The sequence below is a fragment of the Emticicia sp. TH156 genome (assembly GCF_002855535.1).
GTDB lineage: Bacteria > Bacteroidota > Bacteroidia > Cytophagales > Spirosomataceae > Emticicia > Emticicia fluvialis.
Map to the genome: position 1 here is coordinate 151,248 of NZ_PKRS01000006.1, position 22,646 is coordinate 173,893.

At 36.8% G+C, this 22,646-nt stretch carries 20 protein-coding genes; 3 read left to right on the forward strand and 17 right to left on the reverse strand.

Features of this window, described 5'->3' with window-relative positions:
• Nucleotides 1-136: 136 nt before the first annotated feature.
• Nucleotides 137-616, forward strand: coding sequence for a response regulator (locus C0V77_RS12750; RefSeq protein ID WP_158237953.1), 480 nt, complete (start codon nt 137-139; stop codon nt 614-616).
• A 454-nt stretch (nt 617-1,070) separates the two neighbouring features.
• Nucleotides 1,071-1,610, forward strand: a complete 540-nt coding sequence (locus tag C0V77_RS12755; RefSeq protein WP_101726726.1) for a ferritin-like domain-containing protein — start codon at nt 1,071-1,073, stop codon at nt 1,608-1,610.
• 273 nt (nt 1,611-1,883) lie between these two features.
• Here the strand turns inward: C0V77_RS12755 and C0V77_RS12760 are convergent, their stop codons facing one another.
• The 4 genes from C0V77_RS12760 to C0V77_RS12775 all read right to left on the reverse strand — a co-directional run bounded on the left by C0V77_RS12760 (nt 1,884) and on the right by C0V77_RS12775 (nt 6,252).
• The gene (locus C0V77_RS12760) at nt 1,884-3,305 is read right to left on the reverse strand and encodes an NAD(P)/FAD-dependent oxidoreductase (protein WP_101726727.1); all 1,422 of its coding nucleotides are present in this window, start codon (nt 3,303-3,305) and stop codon (nt 1,884-1,886) included.
• Entirely contained in the window at nt 3,298-4,212 is a 915-nt protein-coding gene (locus C0V77_RS12765; RefSeq protein WP_101726728.1) for a hypothetical protein, read from the reverse strand. Before C0V77_RS12765 ends, C0V77_RS12760 begins: the two co-directional genes overlap by 8 nt.
• Nucleotides 4,209-4,805 carry a hypothetical protein gene (locus tag C0V77_RS12770; RefSeq protein WP_101726729.1) on the reverse strand — a complete coding sequence of 199 codons (597 nt, stop codon included), beginning with the start codon at nt 4,803-4,805 and terminating at the stop codon, nt 4,209-4,211. Before C0V77_RS12770 ends, C0V77_RS12765 begins: the two co-directional genes overlap by 4 nt.
• A gap of 634 nt (nt 4,806-5,439) precedes the next feature.
• Nucleotides 5,440-6,252 carry a polysaccharide biosynthesis/export family protein gene (locus C0V77_RS12775; protein ID WP_101726891.1) on the reverse strand — a complete coding sequence of 271 codons (813 nt, stop codon included), beginning with the start codon at nt 6,250-6,252 and terminating at the stop codon, nt 5,440-5,442.
• 971 nt (nt 6,253-7,223) lie between these two features.
• Here C0V77_RS12775 and C0V77_RS12780 point away from each other — a divergent pair.
• Nucleotides 7,224-7,961: a tyrosine-protein phosphatase gene (locus C0V77_RS12780; protein ID WP_101726730.1), complete on the forward strand. Its 738-nt coding sequence runs from the start codon at nt 7,224-7,226 to the stop codon at nt 7,959-7,961.
• Between the two features lie 36 nt (nt 7,962-7,997).
• On the opposite strand, the gene C0V77_RS12785 is transcribed toward C0V77_RS12780, so the two are convergent.
• From C0V77_RS12785 to C0V77_RS12845, 13 genes are all read right to left on the reverse strand, one after another.
• Entirely contained in the window at nt 7,998-9,386 is a 1,389-nt protein-coding gene (locus C0V77_RS12785; protein ID WP_101726731.1) for an undecaprenyl-phosphate glucose phosphotransferase, read from the reverse strand.
• 465 nt (nt 9,387-9,851) lie between these two features.
• Nucleotides 9,852-10,973 carry a YjbH domain-containing protein gene (locus C0V77_RS12790; protein WP_229236273.1) on the reverse strand — a complete coding sequence of 374 codons (1,122 nt, stop codon included), beginning with the start codon at nt 10,971-10,973 and terminating at the stop codon, nt 9,852-9,854.
• Entirely contained in the window at nt 10,957-11,844 is an 888-nt protein-coding gene (locus C0V77_RS12795) for a YjbH domain-containing protein (RefSeq protein WP_101726733.1), read from the reverse strand. Before C0V77_RS12795 ends, C0V77_RS12790 begins: the two co-directional genes overlap by 17 nt.
• A gap of 26 nt (nt 11,845-11,870) precedes the next feature.
• Nucleotides 11,871-12,911 carry a hypothetical protein gene (locus C0V77_RS12800; protein ID WP_101726734.1) on the reverse strand — a complete coding sequence of 347 codons (1,041 nt, stop codon included), beginning with the start codon at nt 12,909-12,911 and terminating at the stop codon, nt 11,871-11,873.
• Between the two features lie 525 nt (nt 12,912-13,436).
• Complete coding sequence (gmd, locus tag C0V77_RS12805; protein ID WP_101726735.1) at nt 13,437-14,507, reverse strand: GDP-mannose 4,6-dehydratase; 1,071 nt, start codon at nt 14,505-14,507, stop codon at nt 13,437-13,439.
• 105 nt (nt 14,508-14,612) lie between these two features.
• A complete protein-coding gene (locus C0V77_RS12810; RefSeq protein WP_101726736.1) occupies nt 14,613-15,563 on the reverse strand; it encodes a GDP-L-fucose synthase in 951 nt (316 codons plus the stop codon).
• Between the two features lie 17 nt (nt 15,564-15,580).
• A complete protein-coding gene (locus C0V77_RS12815; RefSeq protein ID WP_101726737.1) occupies nt 15,581-16,333 on the reverse strand; it encodes a WecB/TagA/CpsF family glycosyltransferase in 753 nt (250 codons plus the stop codon).
• Between the two features lies 1 nt (nt 16,334).
• Complete coding sequence (locus tag C0V77_RS12820; RefSeq protein ID WP_158237954.1) at nt 16,335-17,495, reverse strand: glycosyltransferase; 1,161 nt, start codon at nt 17,493-17,495, stop codon at nt 16,335-16,337.
• 61 nt (nt 17,496-17,556) lie between these two features.
• On the reverse strand, nt 17,557-18,513 hold the full coding sequence (locus C0V77_RS12825; RefSeq protein WP_101726739.1) for a hypothetical protein: 957 nt from the start codon (nt 18,511-18,513) through the stop codon (nt 17,557-17,559).
• Nucleotides 18,514-18,583: 70 nt separating this feature from the next.
• Entirely contained in the window at nt 18,584-19,405 is an 822-nt protein-coding gene (locus C0V77_RS12830) for a glycosyltransferase family 2 protein (protein ID WP_101726740.1), read from the reverse strand.
• 11 nt (nt 19,406-19,416) lie between these two features.
• Nucleotides 19,417-20,040 (reverse strand): DapH/DapD/GlmU-related protein, encoded by a 624-nt coding sequence (locus C0V77_RS23515; RefSeq protein ID WP_101726741.1) that lies wholly within the window; start codon nt 20,038-20,040, stop codon nt 19,417-19,419.
• A 70-nt stretch (nt 20,041-20,110) separates the two neighbouring features.
• The gene (locus tag C0V77_RS12840) at nt 20,111-21,376 is read right to left on the reverse strand and encodes a glycosyltransferase family 4 protein (protein ID WP_101726742.1); all 1,266 of its coding nucleotides are present in this window, start codon (nt 21,374-21,376) and stop codon (nt 20,111-20,113) included.
• Nucleotides 21,373-22,620, reverse strand: coding sequence for a hypothetical protein (locus C0V77_RS12845; protein WP_101726743.1), 1,248 nt, complete (start codon nt 22,618-22,620; stop codon nt 21,373-21,375). Before C0V77_RS12845 ends, C0V77_RS12840 begins: the two co-directional genes overlap by 4 nt.
• Nucleotides 22,621-22,646 lie beyond the last annotated feature (26 nt).

Here is a 22,646-nt window from a genome sequence, read left to right on the forward strand (position 1 = left end):
GCCGCCTGGCATCTGATCTGTATTAAGAAATCGCTTTTTCAGTACTATAGAGTTACAAATGGCCCCTTTGCTGATATAAATGCACATATCGGTAATGAAATAATTTTCCTGAATCCTGAAAATGAACGGCCTTCCTATGATGAAAACCCTTTTAACTGACCAGCAAAATCCAATTAAGGTTCTTTTGGCAGAGGACGATGAAGACGACCAATTCTTTTTTTCCAATGTGTTGTCTGAATTACCATTTGCCACAGAACTCACAATAGTGAATAATGGTGAGGCTGCCGTTGAAAAATTAAAATGCCCCGAAAGCCAACCAGACATCATCTTCCTGGACCTTAACATGCCCAAAATGAGTGGCAAAGAGTGCCTGAAAATGATAAAAACCAACAATTTATACAAAACCATTCCCTGCGTCATTCTCAGCACTTCTTCTTCAGGAGCAGAGATTGAAGAAACCTATTGCGCCGGTGCCAACCTTTACCTGCTTAAACCCAATGAGGTAAGCAACCTTCTTAAAATGGTTGATACGGTGCTGAAAATTGATTGGAAAGAATACATAACCCCTAAAAGAGAATTGTATTTTCTATCAGAACGCTCACTTCAAAGAGCCTGAATTACATCACATGTTATTTATATTTCTGGTACCAGCTTAGACTATCCGCCGTGCTTACGGCTCGTCGGGCAGCAAATGTCTGAGCACTTGCTTACTGTTGACGCCTCATTGAATTGAGTGGATGAAGATTCTGAAACAGGTTACCCCGTTGGTGCATAGGTTTTCCATAATCTGTTTCTGAATCAGATTTATGGAAACGCATTAGCGTTTACTGTTAGATTCGTTCATTTTGAATTAATGATTAAACCTCAGGTTTTCATGTAGGTTATTCTGCGCTTTTTATCTAATAACTTACCCTAACGATTGCTTAACCATTTTGTGGTGATTTTCTTACCCGTCAGTTGAACAATTAATGAAATCTTTTGCCAGCTTAAAAGTACTCCCCTGCCCTTTCTACCTATGGAATGGTTATTTGCTTATACTATTCAGTATTATCAACTAAATCTTTTACACAATGAAAACTTCAAAATCGAAACGTAGTGTTGATGTTTCTGAAAAGGAAAGTGAAAAGCTGAAAGAGCTTTTTACAGATGGCCTGAAAGATATTTACTGGGCAGAGAAAAATCTGACAAAGGCTCTGGGCAAAATGGCAAAGGCCGCCACTTCTGAAGAGTTGAAAATGGCCTTTGAAACGCATTTGACAGAAACAGAAGGACAGATTGCCAAAGTTGAGCAGGTGTTTGAAATGATTGGCGAAAAAGCCAAAGCCAAGCACTGCCCGGCCATGGAAGGACTTATTAAAGAAGGGGAAGAAATAATTGAATCAACCGAAAAGGGCACTTTCGTTCGTGACTGCGGCTTAATTCTGGCAGCCCAGAAAGTAGAACACTATGAGATAGGTTCTTACGGTGGGTTGAGAAGCCTTGCCCAGACTTTAGGATACGTAGAGGCAGCAGGTTTATTACAGGAGATTCTGGACGAAGAAGGTGCGACCGATAAAAAGCTGACCGAACTGGCAGAAGCTACCATTAATGTGGAAGCTGCGCAGGAATAAGGTTTATTAGAAATGATAAAGGTAGTATAGGCATCTGCCAGATGGCCATATACTACCTTTATGTTATTCACGAGCTGTAAGTCTTTAATCTATTTAAGTTAAAGTATTGTTGGATGTCTCTTGGTAATACTTGCAACCTTTGCAAAACTTGTTCCACTAAAGATTGAGACTTAAACAGCTGGTAAAGTATCTGGTTTTATCTATACAATTACCAATATATTTACGCTTGATGTCAAGATACACTGGCAGAAATGGTTGTGTCTTTCTTAGACATTAGCGTAAACTTTTTATGAACGACCGGGCTGCTCGGTAACCGCACATACCGTGCACACCACCCCCGGGCGGAGTAGAACCGCTGCATATATAAATCTTTGGATTCGGTGTTGAATAAGGATTTAGCCTTGCCACCGGCCTTGTAAATAGTTGTGTTAGGTCTGCTGCGCCTCCGGCAATAGTGCCGCCGAAAAAATTCCTGTTATAATTATAAAACTGAGTAGTATTGATAGTTTTTCTTTCCAGAATGGTGTCTCTGAAACCCGGGGCAAATCTTTCAATCTGTTTTTCAATCGCAAGTGTCATGTCTTTTGTGCTTCCGTTAGGCACATGGCAATAAGCATATCCGGTTTGCATACCTGACGGAGCCCGGCTGAAATCAAACTCACTTTGCTGGCATACCATAACAAATGGCGACTCGCTATGCCTGCCATTCCAGGCATCTTTTTCGCTTTGCGCAATTTCCGGTAATGTTCCGCCAACATGTACCGTCGATGCTTTTAGGCAGTTGGCATCTTTCCAGGGGATGGATGAACGCAATGCCCAATCAATTTTAAATACCCCCGGGCCAAAATTGAATTTCCTTAACCTGTTTATGTAGTTGGCCGGCAAATGCTTTTCAGCAATATCTGAAAGCTGAAGTGGGTCGGTATCAAAAAAGTAGTAATCTGCTTTGGGTAAATCTTCCATACAGCTTATAAAGCAGTTAGTAATAATTTTACCCCCAGCCTTAATAAAATAAGAAGCCAATGCATTGGTTATGGCTATTGAGCCTCCTTTTGCAACGGGCCAATCAACTACATGGCCTGAAATGGCAAATACCAGACCAACTGCCGACGAGAAGCTCATGTCTAAAGGCAATATGCTGTGCGTTGAGCAACCTGCAAATAAAGCCTTTGCCCTGGTGTGGCTAAACAAACTACTGGCAAGATAACTGGCAGGAAGCATTCCTTTTAAGCCAAAATTTGCTAAGGTGAATGGCGCATCAGGCCAACCCAAAGGCCCCAGAATATCTTTAAAAAGTACATCTGCCTTTTTTACAAAAGGTGTTAATGTTTTCTCCCACTTAACTCCATCTCTACCCCCAATTGAAAGCTTTGTATCTTCAATTGACCGATATTGAATCACTGCAGGTTCATTATCAAGCGGATGCGCAATTGAAGCCTTCGGAAACGCCCACTCAAGGCCATGTTCCTGCAATGACAGACTCTGAAAAAAAGGTGACAGATAGCCCATTGGATGAACCGCCGAACAATGATCATGATTAAAACCTGGCAAGGTAAGTTCTGATGTACGGGTTCCACCACCAATGGTATCAGCCCCTTCAACTATTACAACCTGCAAACCATTTTTTTGTAATTCAATAGCGGCTGCAAGACCATTCGGCCCAGAACCGATTACTACAACATCCGGATTACCCATTTTGCGCAATCCTGTTTATTAATTTTTCAAAACCTGATTTTGCTCCTGCTACTTTACTTCTAAGATTCTCTATCATTGAGGTATAATCCAATAAAAGAAAAAGTAAAAGCATGTTTTCAAGAAAAAGAATATTCATTAGCAGATATATACCTAAATGAAACAGAAAAAGTAAAACCACAAACCCCAAACGTAGCTTATTACTTGCAAATAAAGCAAAAGGTGCAATGATTTCAAGAACAGTTGAGACAGGCAGCATTGGCGCTACTAAATAATTCAGCCACGGATAATCTAACACCATTTTACCATATTCAAATCCCCATTCGCTAGGGTTATAAGCATGAAAAACTAACCATTGGCGCATAATATCAGGATGAAACGTGATTGGGAAGCCTTTGGCAACTCGGGCAATTCCGATAACCGCGTAATCAAAAGTAATTATAATACCCAAAGCGAGCATTCCTGCCTGGTAAACCGACTGAGGCTTGTCGCTTTTGCCATTTTTGGTATCATAACATGGTAAAAGCAACAATAAATAAGTACAATATAGCAAGGTAAGCTCACGGTGATTGACATGATTGCCCCATCCGCGAATATACCCCATATAAAATGTCAGCAATACAGCTGCAATAAAAATGTTCCATTTAGACCTGTTAATTCCAAAAATAACTGCAACTATAAAATACAGAGTTACACATTTAACTGTGAGCATCACACCCGGAGATATAGCCCTCAGAAAATCATCACTTAACATATTCATCAGGCCATGCTTAAAGAAAATGCTATATTCGGCATTAGCAACCAGATAGCTGCTATCTGTAGAAACCCATATAAACCAGATAAAAAATATCCATATTCTCGCAAAAGAAAGCGTATCTGCATTTGCACCGTTGTGTATAGTTAACTTCATTGCTTAAAGGGATTTTTAACAGACATTTGATAATCTTTAGATACTGCGTCTTTTGTAGTTTTAGTTAAGTCTATATTCACAATTTGAAAATCTAAGCTGTCGGGTAAATCTTTCCCCTGAAATTGAAGCACATTATAAATTGATTTGCCATACTTACCTATCTCTGCTTTTGCCCAGGAAACTTTTTCCGAATCTCCAGAGCTTAGAGCCGATAAGATGATATTATTTATTTTAGTAGACATCGTTGAAACTCCCGCTCCTCTAAGAATATCTGAAGGTGCATAGTATTCTGTTCTACCATCTGAAAACCTTCCGGCAAATTCGTAGGTTTGAACAGTTTGTATTCTGCCACCTCCTTCAAACATAGCGAATCTCGCAATCGGAAAAAACTCAACCTTCTTATCAGGGAATTGATATTGCCAGCGGTCAATAAGCTGTACAAACATCCAGAATCCAAAAAATAACATAAAAATACCCAGTTTAAATGCACCCAGGCTTCTTAAGGCATTTAGTACCCTTAATCTTAAAAAAATTACATAAAGTAATCCAATTAAGAATACTGCTTCAAAAACTATACGTAGATATTGGACCATCGTTTTTTGGTAAGTAGTTCAAATAAAAAACTAAAAACCAATGCCACATCTGCTTATTACTGTTATTCTGTCTTAATTGAAACCAATTTCATAAAGTGTTTAATTAATCAAAGAAAGTGCTGAAATTATATAGGAAATTTTTCCCATATAATTTGAATATATAGTAAGTAATTCTACTCATGTAGAATTATAACCACGATAATTTAAAATTTGATTTTTTGGCAATAAAACGCAATTATTATGCATTAATGGCGCATAAGCATACTAGGCAAAGCTATTTTAAAAGAAGGATTTAAGATTAAAAACACATCTTGTGTATTTACTGTCAGTGGCACAATCATTTACTTACTTCAGCCCACTTTAATCAGCCCGGCAAGTCAATTTTCCGATTTTAAACCTTAAATAGTTTTGATAAAGCATGAACTACAAGCTACCATTTAATAAATTGAGAATGCCCATCAGGTTTAACTGACTCATGCACCAAATACTTTTACAGGCCGACCTGTATTCTAAAAAAAAGCCAACCGCAACAGCAGACTACTGTAGGGGTTGGCTTGTGATTTCATAGAGACTTTCAAACCGCTTGAAATGCCTTGTGAGTTATAATACTAATTAGACCACCGAGGGTCAGACACTATTTAATCACATTTAAAATAAGTACAAGCGTGGTTACTATACCTGTAAATATTGGAATCAACTGAATGGTCTGTATTCTCTGATCGGTATAAGTAACTTTACCTTTACTGATGTCAATATAAATTACATCGTTGTTTTTAATGTAATAATACGGCGAATTAAAAAAGTCTCTTTTGGTTAGGTCCAACTTAACTATCTCGCGTTTTTCACCTGTTGTTCTAATCAACATTACATTCTTACGCAAACCGTAAATTGTTAAATCACCAGCCATACCAATTGCGTCTGGCAAGGTGGTATGGTCATCCAGAAGATTGAAAACAGACGGTCTGTTCACTTCACCAATAATTGTAAACTTATGGTTTAGGAAACGAACATTTACAGTAGGCTCTTTTAAAAATGTAAGGAGTTTTGCCTTTATACTATCACCGGCCTCTTTCAAGGTTAGACCCTCTAACTTTACACTTCCAACCAGTGGCATGTCAATATTGCCCTGCGGATTAACCAAATAACCAAGTGGTTGATTTCTTGCCATACCTCCACCTGTTGACCCCGGAAAGTTAGTAGTTGTAAGGGCATTAACGTTCGGGAAATTAAAAATAACGTTAGACTCTTCACTTAAGCTGCTCACGGTTACGGCCAGGATGTCATCTGCCTGAATGCGGGTTACAGTGGGAAGGTTGGGAGGTAGTACCTGATTGGACACCGAATCTGTGCCTTGAAAATAGGTAATATCTTTTGTATTTACCCGCACACACGAGGACGCAACAAACACGATACCAGATAGACAAAGCAAAGCTCTGTATAATTTCATTAACTTCTTGGGGCTATTGTTAAACATAAAATAATAGATAAAAATTGCTGATAGTTATGGCTAGTTAATTAAACTTCAATAATGTCATAAAAGTATTTAATTGCTATATTTCTTGTGCAAATTCACTGTATTATCCTTCTCCGGTTCTTATCACGCTTCTTAAGTTCTCATTTAATTAATCAACCAGCAATACTCAAAAAATTAACAACAAAGAACTGCTGTGAGAATACTTAAAATAAGACCTGAAAATATCGATTGGATTTGTGCACACGGTAGGCAGGTAAAGGGCTGTTCATTTTCTTTGTTTGCTACTCAAAAAATACATTTTTAATATCATGCCAAACTTTAACCGAAACAAGGAAAAACTAAGCTAGTAAAAGTACGTAAAAATTTAAATTCTGTTTTCAATCAAAGCTTTATTTACATCAGGCACTTCAAACTTTAAGTTAATCTCAATTTAAATTAAACCCAAGTGAAGCATTCAATTTTAAAGAATAGACCAGATATTTAAGAATCCTAAAACGGAAAAACTTTTTTCTTAAAATTGTACCCTACAAAAATAAAAGAAAGTTTTAGAATTTAAACAGTATATTTTAATGCCAAACCGTATTTTTTAGTTTTTTATAGAATCTTCATATAAAAGTATTTAGAAATACAATAAAAAATCATTTGATGCCAGTAACCCTCTAAACCAGATTAATAAAATATTGAAGGCCTGTTTACCATTTATAGTGCCTGACCCAATGAACATAAAAATTTGAAACGCATACCGGAGGGGCTTTGTTGTTTAACTAATCATTACCCGACAGCCCGTTTTTTAATCTTTAACAGGTAAAATATGAGATTACGAGTTTCTGTCGTAATTTTGTTTAAATTCTCTAACGTACAAGCTAGTAATTATCTAAATTGATTGGCATTTACTAAAAAGGTATAGTGCTTCAAGAAAAACGATAAGTTAAAACACAATTCTTATGCTCTCAATTTTTAATTGGAAAAAACCTGCTGCTGATACACTTTCATTCTTAAAAACCGATATTCATTCTCATCTGCTTCCGGGAATAGACGACGGCTCAACGGATATGGAACGAACCATTAACTATATTGAAGAGCTTCATAAACTAGGTTATAAAAAGTTTATTACAACACCTCATGTTAAGGCCGGCATTTTTCCTAATACACCAGCTATCATTAACAATGCGCTCAATGAAGTAAGAGAAGCGATAAAGCCGCTTAACCTTGATATAGAAATTGAAGCCGCTGCTGAATATCTGCTGGATGAAGAGTTTGAAAGCATCCTGCAAAGAAATGAGTTATTAAGCTTCGGTACAAAGCGTTACCTGCTCATTGAAATGTCGTTCATTTCTCCGCCACCCAACTTATCTCAGCTTATATTTAAACTAAAAACCAGTGGTTATTCGCCTGTTATGGCTCACCCTGAGCGTTATCCTTATTGGTGGGAAAGTCTTGATAAAATAGCTGATTTGAAACAGGCAGGGTGCCTGCTTCAGCTTAACTTGTTGTCGTTAGCAGGCTACTACGGTAAAAAGACTAAACAAGTGGCAACCAAATTGCTGGAATCCGGCATCATTGATTTTGTTGGAACCGACCTGCACCATGAAAGGCACCTGGCCGATATCCAGTTATTAACGAAGGATTCGAAGTTGATGAAGCTATTAAAAAATAAAGCATTTCTTAACGAAATGCTTTAGTAGAAATTCTTTTGATTTGCTTCAGATGTAGACTGATTAATAGGCCATTTTTTCGCCTTTCACCATATTATAAACAGTAGCAACTATTATTTTTATATCCAGCCATATACTCCAATGGCTGATATACCAGATATCAAATTTCACACGTTTTTTCATCAAAGAAATATCCTTGGTCTCACCTCTGTATCCATTTACCTGAGCCCAACCTGTAATACCCGGTTTAACCCAGTGTCTGATCAGATAATTATCAATCTGCTCTTTACTTTCTATGTTGTGCTGCACAGCGTGAGGTCTTGGCCCTACAACTGACATATCGCCAAACAATACATTGAAAAACTGTGGCAATTCATCCAGGTTAGTTTTACGCAAAAACCTTCCTACTTTGGTAATTCTTGGATCATCTTTTTCAGTTTGCCAGAAACCACCATCTTTTTTGCGGGTAGAACTGTCTGAATACATGGACCTGAATTTAAAACACACAATTTTCTTATTGTTTTTTCCCCAACGTTCCTGAAGGAAGAAAATAGGGCCTTTTGAATCAATTCTGATAATTAATGCCAGAATAGGTATCAACCATGAAAACACTAATACTATCACTACAAGGCTGAAAACTATATCAAAAACACGTTTCAGGACTCTGAAATGCCATTCTTCTAACGGATTTTTCCGCAAAGTAAGAATAGGGTTACCGCCAAAGAGTTCAAGTTTATATTGTTTTAAACCATATTGCGAGTACTCAGGTATAATTCTGGTTTTTATTCCCTCTTTTTCAGTTACCTGAATAATCTTCTCAACATACTCTTTGTCAAAAGAAGGCAAGGCAACTATTACTTCTTCAATACGGCTTTTTTTGATGACACTCTCAAGATTGGCCAGATTACCCTTATACTGTCCATTCAGATATTGCGGCTTCGATTCATCAATAAAACCTGCTACTTTATATCCAAACTGAGGGGTATCGCTAAATATTTTATAAAAAGACATGGCGCTGTCGCCCGTACCTACTATTAGAATATTCTTTATTTTATATCCTCTTTCATACAACAACAGACTTATCTTCTTGAACAGATACTTCTGTATTGTCATCACAACAAAAACAAAAATGATGTTGAGCAGCACCAGCGTTCTTGAATAGAAGCTATCGTTAGATAGAAAAAGATATACCATTAAGGCTACCCCCTGGGCAATTATATTGGGAATGAGCACAAGAAACTCATCTACGTACTTTACCGTACGAAATTCGTCGTACAATTCAGTATAACGGCTGGTAAAGTACCAGATTACCAATAGAAGAAACATTAAAAATATATCACTATTGCGAAAAACCCGGCCACTTAATATCTGTGCTATGCTATAGCAAAATATTAAACAGAGAGAATCTGTCAATAATCTTATATGATATACCTTTTTTAGATTTGAGACCATATAATTTAAAAACTAGAACTGTAATTATATGCTATGTTTGAATATAGAATTCGAAGCAACTACTTTTTGGGTATAATTTCTCCGTGACACGCTTATGCTAACTTAAAGCCTACTGACAGTTTAGTACTGTGCTTAAAAGAGAGATAACTGGCAATAACTCAACATTATATTTTGCAGCAAACAAAATAAAAAACAACCTACGCAAAAGTAAATTTTCACCTATCATTAGCAATAATCGTTGTGTAAATCTTCAATTATATCTACAATTATTGTAATCATGTTTTTAACAGCAGCGTTTCCTGTTACAAACTTAGAAAATATAATTTACTTATAATAGCGGAGGGCGTGAAAAATGCAAGAAGTCCTTTTTAAGTTTATATAAATACAGTTAATTTTTTACTTCTGACATCCGCGCAACTCACTATACGTATATATACCATAGAATACGTACCGATGTTGCAAATCTTACAAGCCTCTTTTTAGCTGGTTATCCCAGTAACTGCTATGATAAGTCCTTAACTTTTCATCCAGTTGGTAACCTGTTCTGTATCGCTCGGCAATCTGATACCCTTTTACATATAAGTATTCCCACCTGAACTCATCTGCTGTTCTAAGCCGGACACGCTTGCCCTGCATGATAACACCGGGCGGAATTGGTATAGCAAAATTGAAACCTACTGATGTGCCATTGGTAGTTTTTAATGCGTAGAACCCGATTTCTACATTTGAGAACTGGCGTATAAAATCAAACCTTACGCCTCTATCTTTATACAGGAATTGCCCCCCCGAAAGTTTTAAGGTTATATCATTCTTAAAAATACGGTAGCTCACATCACCTAACACCATAAGATGCCTAATGGACTGGTATTCAAAATAATCGCCTGATATTCTGTAATAGCCGCTATAAGAACCCTCCAACCCGAACGACCAAGGACTGTTCACATCAAAATACCTGTACTGCGCATTGAGGCCGTACTGGTCTTTATAAAACAATCCGGCAGAAAGGCTCATAAAGTTAAATTTTCTGAATGTCAGAAATTTATTAATAAAGGTAGGAGCCAGGCGCAACCTCAACGATTGCTGGTCTAAATCATTCACAATCGGTATAGTAAGACCAGTTGTAAGAGCAAGGCCTCGTCCTAAAATAAGCTGAGTATTAAGAGCTACACTAAACTTGGCCTCTACAGGGTTATCAAAGTTACCGAACTTAGCTGTAAGGAGGGGAAGTAAAGAAAAGTCAAGTTTATAATCTTTCTGCGGAAACCATTTGTTAACCCCAACTTGCCGGGAAGCTGATGCAGAAAGCGGTTTGGAATAAATACCCGAACCTATTTTCTGGTAGGATGCGATAGGCACTCCCTGAAACAACGGAATATACCTCTGGTTACTGGTGTCTGAAAGAGAATAGCGCAACTCAACGAACCCGTTAAACGGATTCCGGTAAATGCGCTGTTCATAACTAACCCCGAGGCTATCTTTATTTACACGCTCATAGGTAAGAAGTGTCTTCTCCTTCTTACCAGACTGCGCATAACCCAAACCGGTTATGCACAAAAAGCATAGTAAACTATTAATTAAGTGTTTCATCCAGCTTGGCAATGCTTTTCTTTGGTTTAAGCAGTTGAAAATGAATTGAAGAACCAAATATGAACCTGTCTCCGTTAAGTAGGCCGCCCTGAACAGTCCATGTCTTCCAGAGTGTTAAATAGGCTCCAACATTCAGATGCTGCGAGTCCCACTCGGTCATCAGTCCGGCTTTATTCCGGTATCCTAACTTAACGCCTGCAAAAGGCCCAACAAGGTAACCGTTATTGAAGATGAAATCACTTTTTTTCTGAAACTTTAAATTTGAAAAAATATTCGAATTCGCAAGATTCAGTTTGAAATCGCCTTCTCTTGAAAGAATATACGGGCTACCATACCCGGCTGTTGTTTCCAGTTTCAGGTCTTTGTTCAGATTGAAGTGCTTGGTAGCCACTAAAACATTGGTCAGCATGGCTGTTTCAATCATAAACGGCGAAGAAATAATAACAGCCACTGAAGGAACCCTGGGTTTTTCTTTTATCAGAAGATAGCTTATATCCAGTTGCCTGTCTCCCAGGCCCTCACGTATTTTTGTATCGGTTGTAACCGGTTGTAGCAGGCTTAAGGTAATGGTAAGGCGCGGCAGTAAGGTAAGATTGGCAAATAAAACACGCTCGGCATTTCTTTGCTTACTTCGCAACGAATATTTAAGCGGATTGTAGTTGTAGCCGAAGCTGAGGCTGGCGTCTTCGTAGGCAGTTGCATTAGGTATATACATCAGGCCCGATTTGCCAGACAGATTCACCTGCGCCCAAACAGATTGCGAAGCAAAAACAAAAAGGCAGACTGCTACGGTGGAGCGAAAAATCAAAAAAGAGCTACCCTTACATCTCCTTTTAAAAGAAATAAACGATAGCGCTTTTTTGATTTTCATATTTTTAAAAGACGTTTGAATTAAAATTAACCCTGGCCCTGGTCATGACAAGTCTGGAAAGACGCCGTCAGAGTGGCCTGCATATTAGTAATGGTTGTATTATAAGCGGTAGCAATAGCGGCAAGGTCAGTATCTCGCGCTGAAGCTGCAGCGGCTATTGTAGCTGTAGTTGTTAAATTACAAGCATTTACTTCTGCTGCATATAAATTACCTGACAACTCAATAGTCTGAACAAAATTAACATATAAAAGTACAGTTAGCAAATTATAATTTGCTTCTCCTAGTGTATCTTTTACAGAAGCCAAAGCAGTAAGGCCCGCCTGAAGCAAATTGTTGGCAGTTGTGTTTCTGGTACTAAACGATGTACCTGCGGTGGCAATACATGCCGCACTGTTGGCTGCCGCAACACGGCTGGCATAAGTAGCATTTACAGTTTGCTCCTGGGTTGCTCTGGCTGCATCTATGGTTGCTTTGGCACGATTAAACGCCAACTGCGCCGAGTCGGTACAAGCGCTGTTTACTGCGGCCAGTGCATAATCAGGAAACTTGATTAATGGCTCATTTTTTGTAATGGAAGACTCCTTTACAAGACCCGTTACAACTGTACCGTTAACCGATGGCAGGGTAATCTTTGGGAGATAGGCGGCCAGCGCCGGATTCAAAGCAATCGCTTGTACTGACGCTTTCAAATCTGCCGGTAAAGTACCTGTAGACACCAGATTGCTGACTACCGCCGGAGTGAAAGCAGCGGAGATTTTGCCTGCTTCCGAGGGCGCAATCACCTTCTCCACATTGGCAGCAGCTGTAGTAACATCAGATGTAACTGTTCCGGTGGCCAGAGCAGTGGCCACCGCCGTTGTTGTGGCTGATGCAGTCACTGAACCCTGCGTAGTGGTTACGGCTGCTGGTGTAGTTGGCTTTACATCTGGCAGTTTTACATCTTTGTACTTTTCCTCAAATTTAGGAATCTCAGGCTCTGCGTCTTTCGACTTACAGTTGTACATACTAACTGCCAACGCCATAACCAAACTCAGGCTGGCAAACTTAAATTTTCTTCCAGTTTTCATGATAATTTAAATTAATAAGAAAAATTGTATTGGGGATTTACTTAATTACGCTGCTAAAAAAACCAAGATTTCTTGTCTTAAGACCTTGAATTGTACTAAATCAATTCAAATTGCCTATAAAACATAAAGAAATCTTGTGATTCCTGACAAATTATCCTTTAAGGTAGTGGCGAACTTTTAGTGTTGCAGTAAAAAAGATGTAAAACGAAGGGCGGCCCAGAAACAAATCAAACGAGCTCAACAATAGCAAACTTACAAAAGACACATAATCTGTATGAGGCGAATTAGGATAATAAACCTCTGATGTAACAACTTAACCGAAACAACAACTCTAAAATATTGGTAAATGCAATTATTACCAAACAATATTCAAACTTTTTGGCATATTACCTCTAAAAAAGCAAAGTTTCTTTGTTATAGACAATTCTATGCAAAGTAAATCCAAAAATACCTGACCAATAATTAGGTATAATTTGGTGCCTATGCCCTCATATACCTAATTATTAACCAGTAATAAAGTGATTGTTACTTGCCTTTGCTAAACAAAGCCACATCTGCCTGCATCATATCTTTTACCAATGCCGGTAAATCATATTTAGGCACCCAACCCAATTTGGTTTTAGATTTTGTTGGGTCTCCTATCAACAATTCAACCTCTGTTGGTCTGAAATATCTTGGATCTACAAAAACAACTTCTTTACCGATTGGCAATTGATAATCAGGATTGCTACATGCAGTTACATATCCGATTTCATCTACGCCTTCACCTTTAAATTCTACCGAGATTCCCACTTCAGCAAAAGACATTCTTACAAATTCTCTAACGCGGGTAGTGATTCCCGTTGCAATTACGTAATCTTCCGGTACATCTTGTTGTAGAATTAACCACATGGCTTCTACGTAGTCTTTGGCATGCCCCCAGTCGCGTTGTGCATCCAGATTACCCAGATACAAAGCGTCTTGTTGACCTAATGCAATCTGAGACACTGCACGGGTAATTTTTCTGGTAACAAATGTTTCTCCACGTAGTGGCGACTCATGGTTAAACAAAATACCGTTTACGGCAAACATATTGTAGGCCTCTCTGTAGTTGACTGTAATCCAGTAGCCATACAATTTGGCAACTGCATAAGGAGAACGCGGATAGAAAGGCGTAGTTTCTGATTGAGGCACTGCCTGTACCAAACCATATAGTTCAGAAGTTGAGGCCTGATAGATTTTAGTTTTCTCGATTAATCCTAAAAGCCGAACAGCTTCCAGAACTCTAAGCGTACCAATACCATCTACCTGTGCAGTATATTCAGGCTCGTCAAAAGAAACTTTCACATGAGACATTGCACCCAGGTTATAGATTTCGTCTGGTTGAACTTCCTGAATAATTCTGATGATATTGGTAGAGTCAGACAAGTCACCATAGTGCATTATAAATTTAACACCTCTTTCGTGTAGGTCTTCATACAAATGGTCTACCCTTTGAGTATTGATTAACGAACTTCTGCGCTTAATACCATGAACTTCGTAGCCTTTATTTAATAAAAAATCTGCCAAGTAGGCTCCGTCTTGACCTGTGATACCTGTTATCAGTGCTTTTTTCATTGAGTAACAATCTTTGGTTTATAATAAGTGTATAATGATATTTAATATGTCAACTAAAATATAAGTTTTACTTTCCGGGCTTTTCAAGAATGTTACCAAACTGTCTTAATTTGTACCCAAACGGAGCGTGTCATGATGCTCCAGGAAATCCTGATAAGCCAGCCCTATACCTTCTTCCAACTCTATGGTATGTTTCCAACCACAATTATGCAATTTTGAAACATCCATCAGTTTTCTCGGTGTTCCATCCGGTTTACTTGTATCCCAGATTAACTCACCCTCAAAACCAACAATTTTCTTTACTGTTTCTGCCAACTCCTTAATGGTAACATCCACTCCGGTTCCTACATTGATTAATTCAGGCTCGCTGTATTGTTCCATTAAATAAAGGCAGGCTGCTGCCAGATCATCGGCATGCAAAAACTCTCTCATCGGAGACCCCGTACCCCATAGGGTTACCGTGGCCAAATGATTGGTTTTAGCCTCATGAAACTTCCGAATCATGGCCGGCAAAACGTGAGAATTCTGTAAATCATAATTATCATTAGGCCCATACAAATTGGTTGGCATGGCCGATATAAAATCACAACCATATTGGCTTCTGTAAGCCTCACACATCTTAATGCCAGCAATTTTAGCAATAGCGTATGGCTCATTGGTAGGTTCAAGATAGCCGCTCAAAAGATATTCTTCCTTAAGAGGCTGAGGCGCCAGTTTTGGATAAATACAAGAAGAACCTAAAAACAGTAATTTTTTAACACCTGTTTTATATGAACTATGAATAATATTATTCTGAATTGCCAGATTTTCATACAAAAAATCTGCTCGGTAGGTATTATTGGCAATAATACCACCCACTTTGGCAGCAGCCAGAAATACATATTCAGGTTTTTCGGTCTGAAAAAAGTCTTCGACCGCCTGTTGGTTTCTTAAGTCTAATTCTTTTGACGTGCGAAGTACAAAATTGGTATAACCATCCTTTTGTAACTTCCTTAAAATTGCCGAGCCAACCATTCCCCGGTGACCAGCGACGTATATTTTGGAATCCTTGTGCATTTAATCAGTTATAGAATTTAAATTTTAAAGGTCAGCTTTAATTTTTCTTTGGTTAGCAAGTAGATATAGTAACTGTTGGTTACAAAATACCTTTTAAACAAACGCTTGGGGTCTTGCATTAGGCGATACAGCCACTCCAGCATATTTTTCTGCATCCAGAGCGGAGCTCTTTTCTCCTCTCCCACTAACATCGGGAACGCCCCCCCTACTCCAATCATGACCGCATTTATTCTGCCTTTCATAGCTGCCATCCAGCGTTCCTGTTTCGGGCAGCCCAGTGCCACAAAAACCACATGCGCACCTGATTGATTAATTATTTGGACATCCTGCTCGATTTCCTCATCAGATAATTTCCTGAATGGAGGAGAAACAGAGCCGGCAATAGTAAGCCCAGGAAAGTTATCTTTGCACCACCCGTTCAGTTTTTCTAAAACCCCAGGAGTAGACCCGTAAAAAAACGCAGCCAGATTTTGCCTTTCCATTTCTTTTAGCAGAGAAGGCATCAGATCAGGACCAGAAACCTTATCCTGCTGTATTCCATACAACCACTTTAACCCTTTTACGAGCGGCATTCCGTCAGGCGTAACAATATCTGCATTATTAACTACCTCTGAAAAATCTTTAAAGCGAAACGCTTCTATACAAACATGCACATTTGAAACGCAAACATAAGAAGACGTATGGTTCTTGCCCAAACCAAGTATATTATCAACAAACTCCTGATATTTACCAAGAGAAATGTTAATACTTATGAGCTTTTTTTTGTGCATCTTACTGATTAGATTTTTTTTCAACTACATCATTATAAATATTCAGAAGCTGTCTCTCGTTCGTCTCTTTAGAATACTTTTCTAAATAAGATTGATACGCATTCTTGCCGAACTCTTCAAATTTTCCTTCCTCCTGAATTTTAGAAATTGCTTCTCTTAATGCCATTGGATTATTAGCTTCAAAATGCAGTCCGTTTATCTCATGTTCTATAATAGATGCCATTGCACCCATCTTACTCGCTATAACCGGAGTGCCTACTGAAAAGGCCTCAATAATCACCAGACCAAATGGCTCGTGCCAAATAGAGGGCATTATTAAAGCTTTAGCGGTTTGCATATACTCTCTTACTTTCGGCGCTTGTGCTATTCCGATATACTCTATATTAGAGTATTTCTCACTATATCTTATAACTTCACTTGCTAAAGGCCCATCACCGATGATTTTTAGAGGCGTGGATAAATTCTCAAATGCCTTCAGTAATACTAAAACTCCTTTCTCTTCTGTCAATCGGCCCACAAAAAGAAAAAAAGCACCCTTTTCATTTTCTGTTATATCAAGCTTTGTTACAAAATTGGGCTTAACCGTAATTTGTTTTTCGTTCAAACCTAATGAAGATGACAAAAACAATTCCTTTGCAAATTCCGAAAGAGCTATATAACTATCTACTTTTGCCCAGGTACCTAAAAAACGGTGAAACCATACAACAAATGCTAACCAAAATGTAAGTTGAAATGAATTTCTATAAACTTTACGCTTTACTGCCTCCCATGGAAAATTTTGCTGTAAACTAGCAGTGAATAATTTATCACGATACATCAAACTACCAGAAGGGCAAAGTAATCTATAATTATGTAATGTAAGCACTACCGGGACTCCCAGTTTTTTTGCTGTTCTTATAATAATCGGACCAGAACCAAAGTGCCAGTTATGAATATGTAAAACATCCGGATTAAAACGTTTTATAACTTTCTTAAGCTTCCATGCGGCTCCTATATTCCATACTGAAAACAAAAACTGGAATAATCCTTTAAAACTACTACCATTTCTAAATACTAACGATTCAACATTATTCTGTTCTGAAAGCAATGCTTTTTCCTGCTCAAACACCACATCTTCGCCGCCTCTACTTAAATAATACGAGTGAACAATTAAAATTTTCACCAAATTAGAATTTAGATTAGTAAATTTTACAACATAATAAAAACTCCTTTGAAATCAACAGCTATACTTTTTTTCGTATTTTTCTAATAACATAAGAAAATATATGCGGAATACTATTCTCTCTGAATAATCTTAATAGCCTGCTGAGCGAATGGCTAAAAGTATTTTCAAAGGTATAATTATCTGCTTTTTTATTAATTTCTACCTTGGCAGGATGAACCAGAGGGAACTCTATAGACTCCAACTTCAAGCCAGACTTATAAGAGTCTTCTAAAAAAAAGTGAGTTGAATTATTTTGAAAACCAAGATTAATTACCAGATTTTTTGCCGGGGTTATAGAAATACCCTTATTCTTCCATATGGCATATGTAATCTGGTAATCCCAGGTATTCTTTTCACCAGCACTTGTAGATTCAAATACTTTCTTCCAATATTGCTCTTCTGATTTGGAATTCAAGCTTGGTAAAATACTTGTTTCAAATAAATTGTTATTATAATCGGCCATCTCTACATCGTATAATTCCCAAACACGCCTCCAGCTGGCCCACCCCCAAATATGTGGATATTTTGAAAAATAATAACTATCGTTCCCATTAACAGGCTCTTTAAGAAAACAGTTACCACTTATAAATGTAATGGACTTATTAGATCTATATTTTTCTAAAAGCTCTTCACAAAAACGGAAAAAACTTAGATCAGGTAAGCAATCATCCTCTAAAATAATCCCTTCTTCAACTTGACTAAAGAACCAGGAAATGCCGGAACTAACCGCATATTTGCATCCTAAATTTTTCTCCCGAAACAAAGTAACAACATTACAATCCCAATCAACTTGATTTATAATTTCTCTGGTTGCATCTGTCTTTTCTTTTTCATTAGGCACATGCTCACGTGGGCCATCAGCAGCAACATAAAGATACTTAGGTTTAATTCTTCTAATTTGATTAAAAACGCTCTTAGTAGTATCAGGCCTATTGAAAATCAAAAATAGAATGGGGGTATTAAGAGTGTAACTCATAACTGAATAATTTTCATTAAGTATTTCTTAAATTAATACAGATATTAAACCTTTCAACTTATTCAGAACTTTAAAGCTTATCGTTGATCTTTCTCAATTCTCCTTTCAAGATTCTATTACTTAATCTCATGAATCTTTCAATTTTAAACCAAAAGAACAAAGATGTCTTCGGAAAATTACTAGTAATCCACTTTAAGTTAGGATGGATTTGTTGTATGATTATTATTACCTCCTCATGATAACGTTTTTGTGCTTTTGTATGCATTCCCTGAGAAGATTTGCTATCCGTATGCCATCTAAATTTAGCTATATCCTTATCAATAATATGAACCGGGTACTTTTGGGCAATTCTACTATACCATTCTAAATCCATTGTCATATGGAAATCTTCACGGAGAAATCCTATGGTAGTTAAAACCGACCTTCTCAAAAAAACATTAGGCTGATAAAGCGACATCATAGCATTTTTTTCAAGCCAACGAGATGTATTAGGATGTTTCCTAATATATGTTTGTCCTTCCTGATTCATAAATAATTCACTTCCTGCCACCCACATACAATCCGGATAATTTTTAAAATAATCTGCAACTGTATGAAACGCCCCTTCACAATAAACATCATCACTATTTATCCAGGCAATTATATCACCGGTTGCCATAGCGAAACCCTGATTTATGGCATCTGTTTGACCTTTATCTTTTTCACTTTTCCAGAAGCTAATTCCACTTTTATATTTTTCTATAATTTCAACAGTATTGTCTGATGACCCTCCATCCATTATTATGTATTCAAGGTTATCATATCCTTGATTCAATACTGATAAAATTGTTTCTTCAATGAATCTACCTTGATTATATGATGGAGTTATTATTGAAATTTTTAAATCTTGCATTTTTCTTGAATTTATATTAATTCTCTTATTACTCTACATGGATTTCCTGCAGCGATAACATTTGCGGGAATACTCTTGGTAACAACACTACCGGCTCCAATAACTGAGTTTTCTCCAATTGTTACTCCTTTTAATATAATAGAATGTGCTCCAATAAATACATCGTTCTTTATAAGAATTGGCTTTGTTTTTTTATTTTCTCTATCTAATTTACTATCCCGTCTGAATTCATGATTTAAAGAATGAAAATCTGTATCAAAAACATGTACACCAACACCAATATTCACATTATCTTCTATTGTTATTTGTTCATGACATATTATGGTTGTAAGTGTCAACCCTACTGAATTTCCTATTCGTAGGACGGCTCCATTCCTCACTTCAATTTTACACTTACCTTGTAGCCCCGATACATAGCTATCTCTAGAGTTACCTAAAACAAAATTCTTTCCGGCTTCAAAAACTCCATTTCGAGATATATGTATAACTGGGATACCACTTGAATGAACCGAGCTAAATTTAGCCCCATTCAGCTTAAGCAGTATTTTGGTAAATAAGGTTGTAATTGGTGGCCAAATGTGATACTTTAATTCTCTTATTGATTTAAAAGCCAGTATCAGAATCTTATTAAGCATTCCAGAATTAAATTGATTAATTTAAATAATTCTCTTAGGGTATATAATTCAAAACTCTAAAACAAATAAATTAAAAGTTATTCTGTAAATTATTAGCCTTATCCATAACTTCATTATATGTTAATATAAGTGAATTTACTATTTCTACAGGGTCATGACGCTTATGAGCTTTTTCTTGAGCTTTCCTGGCAAATTGAAATATATTAGCAGGGTCGTTGATTAAACTTACGATTGTTCCTGCATAAGAATACGGGTCCCCATCCTGTATTAATATCCCTTCACTCTGATTCTTCAACATTGAGTCTGTTCCACCAGCAAAACTAGCGATGATTGGCATACCCAGTAACATAGCTTCACAAACACTATTAGGGCTATTTTCTATATGACTTACCTGACAGTAAATGTCAGACTTGATGAGAATATCTACAATCTGACTTTCATTCTTACTTCCAACAAAGTTTATATTCAATTTTTTATAATCTGCCTTGAGCCATCGCTTTACAATCTTCGGGAAAATATCAGTTTCTTTTTGACCAATAATAGTCCAAGTAAAGTTTAGATTATTATATTCATTTAAAACACCAGCCGTTTTAATAATAGTTTCCAACCCTTTATATAAGCCGCTGCTCATAATAGTAACAATCTGTAACGGGTCAGAAAATTCTGATTTATTCCATTGATTTTTATAAAAGGATTTACGAAGAATTTCATTATTCACAAAATATTTAGCATTTGGCGCGAGAATTCCTGATATACGTTTATCCCAATTAGTTCTACCAAATACATTTCGTGCTTGAGATAATATTTTCCTCTCACGGACCGCATTTCTCTTAATTCTTTTAGCTAATAATAATTCAGAATTAAACAATATTTTCTTCTTAAGTCCCTCAAACAAAAAGGCTGATATAGCAGGAATCCCTGAAAAGTATTTCTCCGCATACGGTGAAAGAATGCCTTGTAAAGAAATCATTACAGGCACTTGTGTAAATGCTTGAATCAAACCAAAATTTTCTTCAGTTCCGTGAATATGAATAACATCAGGGGCAACTTCTCCTATTACTTTTAGAAGTTCCTTTATATTCTTATCATCTTCTGTATAATTAAATATTCTATTAGCAATGTAATAATATATCGAACGATGAACTGGATAATACGATGTACCTTTATGTTTAAACGGGGGAATATCCTCTTTCCAATAAAAGCAAACACTTAATTCTATACCTTCCCTCTGCACTAACTGCTCTTCTAATGATCTAAGCCATCCCCCCAAATTCATTTCTGGACTTAAAATCTCAGCTGCCCCACACGGGGTATTAGCAAACCAAAGTACTTTCATATTGCAGTTTTTTTAGTAGAATCCTTAGGGATAAAAACTCTCTTTATTGCTTGATCATTAATGGATCTAAATTTACTAGATTGACAAAATGCAATAAAAATCCATAATACAACATATTCGAAGCTAAATGATGGTAAACCGAAAGGAATCAATGCAATAAATCTCATAAAAATATAAAATGCCATTGCTCTAGTCATAGTATTCTTTGACTTGAAAAAACCCAAATACATCGAAAAAAGCAAAAACAATATAAAAGTTAAAAGATAAATAAGTCCTCCTTTTAAAATCATATGTAAATAGCCTGTTTCTATTACATCCCTATTTGGGTTTCTAAAAATTGGACAATAATATGTCCCATTTATTCCACGGCCAACAAGCCAATCTAATTCTTTTCCTTGAAAACTTTGAAAGAAAAATTCCTCAACACCGCTTCTGGTATCTTCCCCAGCCCTAGAAACTAATAATGAGAAGTTTGAGTTAATGAATGTCAAAATACTAGTACCCAAAATAGCAACAATCAAAACCGCTAAAACAATTTGAATTACTTTATTTTTGGAGTAAAGTAAATACTGAAAAATGAATAATGTTATTAAAAGTAACATATTAAAAACCCCTCCTCGTCTAGCGGCATATGCAGTAGTAAATATACCCAAGCACCAAGAAATAAAGCTAACAAGCTTGTATGGCCTAGATAAAAACGCAAACCAAAGTAAGCAGTAAGCAGATGTAACTAGGAAGGATGTTGGAATGCCTGTTATTCCAATATAGACTTGATAACTTTCGTCATCATAATAAGCATTACCTCTAAAAATATCATTAGAAAACACTATTAATAGTCCAATACCTATTATTCCTGAAATAAAAGAAAATCGAAATATGCTCTTCAGGGAGATCCTCTCAGAATTTATAAAGCAAATACATGGTACAAAGTAGGCCAGCCATGTATATTGATTTATAAACGAGTATCCGTCTCTATTTAAATTCTCCCCTGTAACAATTGGACGAATAATAATTCCAATACTCCACAGCAAATAAAAATAAAATAAGAATCGTAAAATACCACTAAAAGGGATTTGATAGCTTAACTTAAAAGAAAAATTAAAAATAACAATAAATAGCCCTAAGGCACAAATTAAATAACAAACCGGCTTAGAAGACAAAAAGAATATCCTCCCTATGGCATGAATAATCAGGCCGATAAGTATCCATTCAAAGGAGGTAAATTTAAAACTTATTCGCTTCATACTTTTCGCTTTTCTTCTTTCTTCTA

Bases quoted from the DNA above. Each gene is read 5' to 3' on its own strand.
- C0V77_RS12750 (WP_158237953.1), top strand. From the start codon at position 137: ATGATGAAAACCCTTTTAACTGACCAGCAAAATCCAATTAAGGTTCTT.
- C0V77_RS12755 (WP_101726726.1), top strand. From the start codon at position 1,071: ATGAAAACTTCAAAATCGAAACGTAGTGTTGATGTTTCTGAAAAGGAA.
- C0V77_RS12760 (WP_101726727.1), bottom strand. From the start codon at position 3,305: ATGGGTAATCCGGATGTTGTAGTAATCGGTTCTGGGCCGAATGGTCTT.
- C0V77_RS12765 (WP_101726728.1), bottom strand. From the start codon at position 4,212: ATGAAGTTAACTATACACAACGGTGCAAATGCAGATACGCTTTCTTTT.
- C0V77_RS12770 (WP_101726729.1), bottom strand. From the start codon at position 4,805: ATGGTCCAATATCTACGTATAGTTTTTGAAGCAGTATTCTTAATTGGA.
- C0V77_RS12775 (WP_101726891.1), bottom strand. From the start codon at position 6,252: ATGAAATTATACAGAGCTTTGCTTTGTCTATCTGGTATCGTGTTTGTT.
- C0V77_RS12780 (WP_101726730.1), top strand. From the start codon at position 7,224: ATGCTCTCAATTTTTAATTGGAAAAAACCTGCTGCTGATACACTTTCA.
- C0V77_RS12785 (WP_101726731.1), bottom strand. From the start codon at position 9,386: ATGGTCTCAAATCTAAAAAAGGTATATCATATAAGATTATTGACAGAT.
- C0V77_RS12790 (WP_229236273.1), bottom strand. From the start codon at position 10,973: ATGAAACACTTAATTAATAGTTTACTATGCTTTTTGTGCATAACCGGT.
- C0V77_RS12795 (WP_101726733.1), bottom strand. From the start codon at position 11,844: ATGAAAATCAAAAAAGCGCTATCGTTTATTTCTTTTAAAAGGAGATGT.
- C0V77_RS12800 (WP_101726734.1), bottom strand. From the start codon at position 12,911: ATGAAAACTGGAAGAAAATTTAAGTTTGCCAGCCTGAGTTTGGTTATG.
- gmd (WP_101726735.1), bottom strand. From the start codon at position 14,507: ATGAAAAAAGCACTGATAACAGGTATCACAGGTCAAGACGGAGCCTAC.
- C0V77_RS12810 (WP_101726736.1), bottom strand. From the start codon at position 15,563: ATGCACAAGGATTCCAAAATATACGTCGCTGGTCACCGGGGAATGGTT.
- C0V77_RS12815 (WP_101726737.1), bottom strand. From the start codon at position 16,333: ATGCACAAAAAAAAGCTCATAAGTATTAACATTTCTCTTGGTAAATAT.
- C0V77_RS12825 (WP_101726739.1), bottom strand. From the start codon at position 18,513: ATGAGTTACACTCTTAATACCCCCATTCTATTTTTGATTTTCAATAGG.
- C0V77_RS12830 (WP_101726740.1), bottom strand. From the start codon at position 19,405: ATGCAAGATTTAAAAATTTCAATAATAACTCCATCATATAATCAAGGT.
- C0V77_RS23515 (WP_101726741.1), bottom strand. From the start codon at position 20,040: ATGCTTAATAAGATTCTGATACTGGCTTTTAAATCAATAAGAGAATTA.
- C0V77_RS12840 (WP_101726742.1), bottom strand. From the start codon at position 21,376: ATGAAAGTACTTTGGTTTGCTAATACCCCGTGTGGGGCAGCTGAGATT.
- C0V77_RS12845 (WP_101726743.1), bottom strand. From the start codon at position 22,620: ATGAAGCGAATAAGTTTTAAATTTACCTCCTTTGAATGGATACTTATC.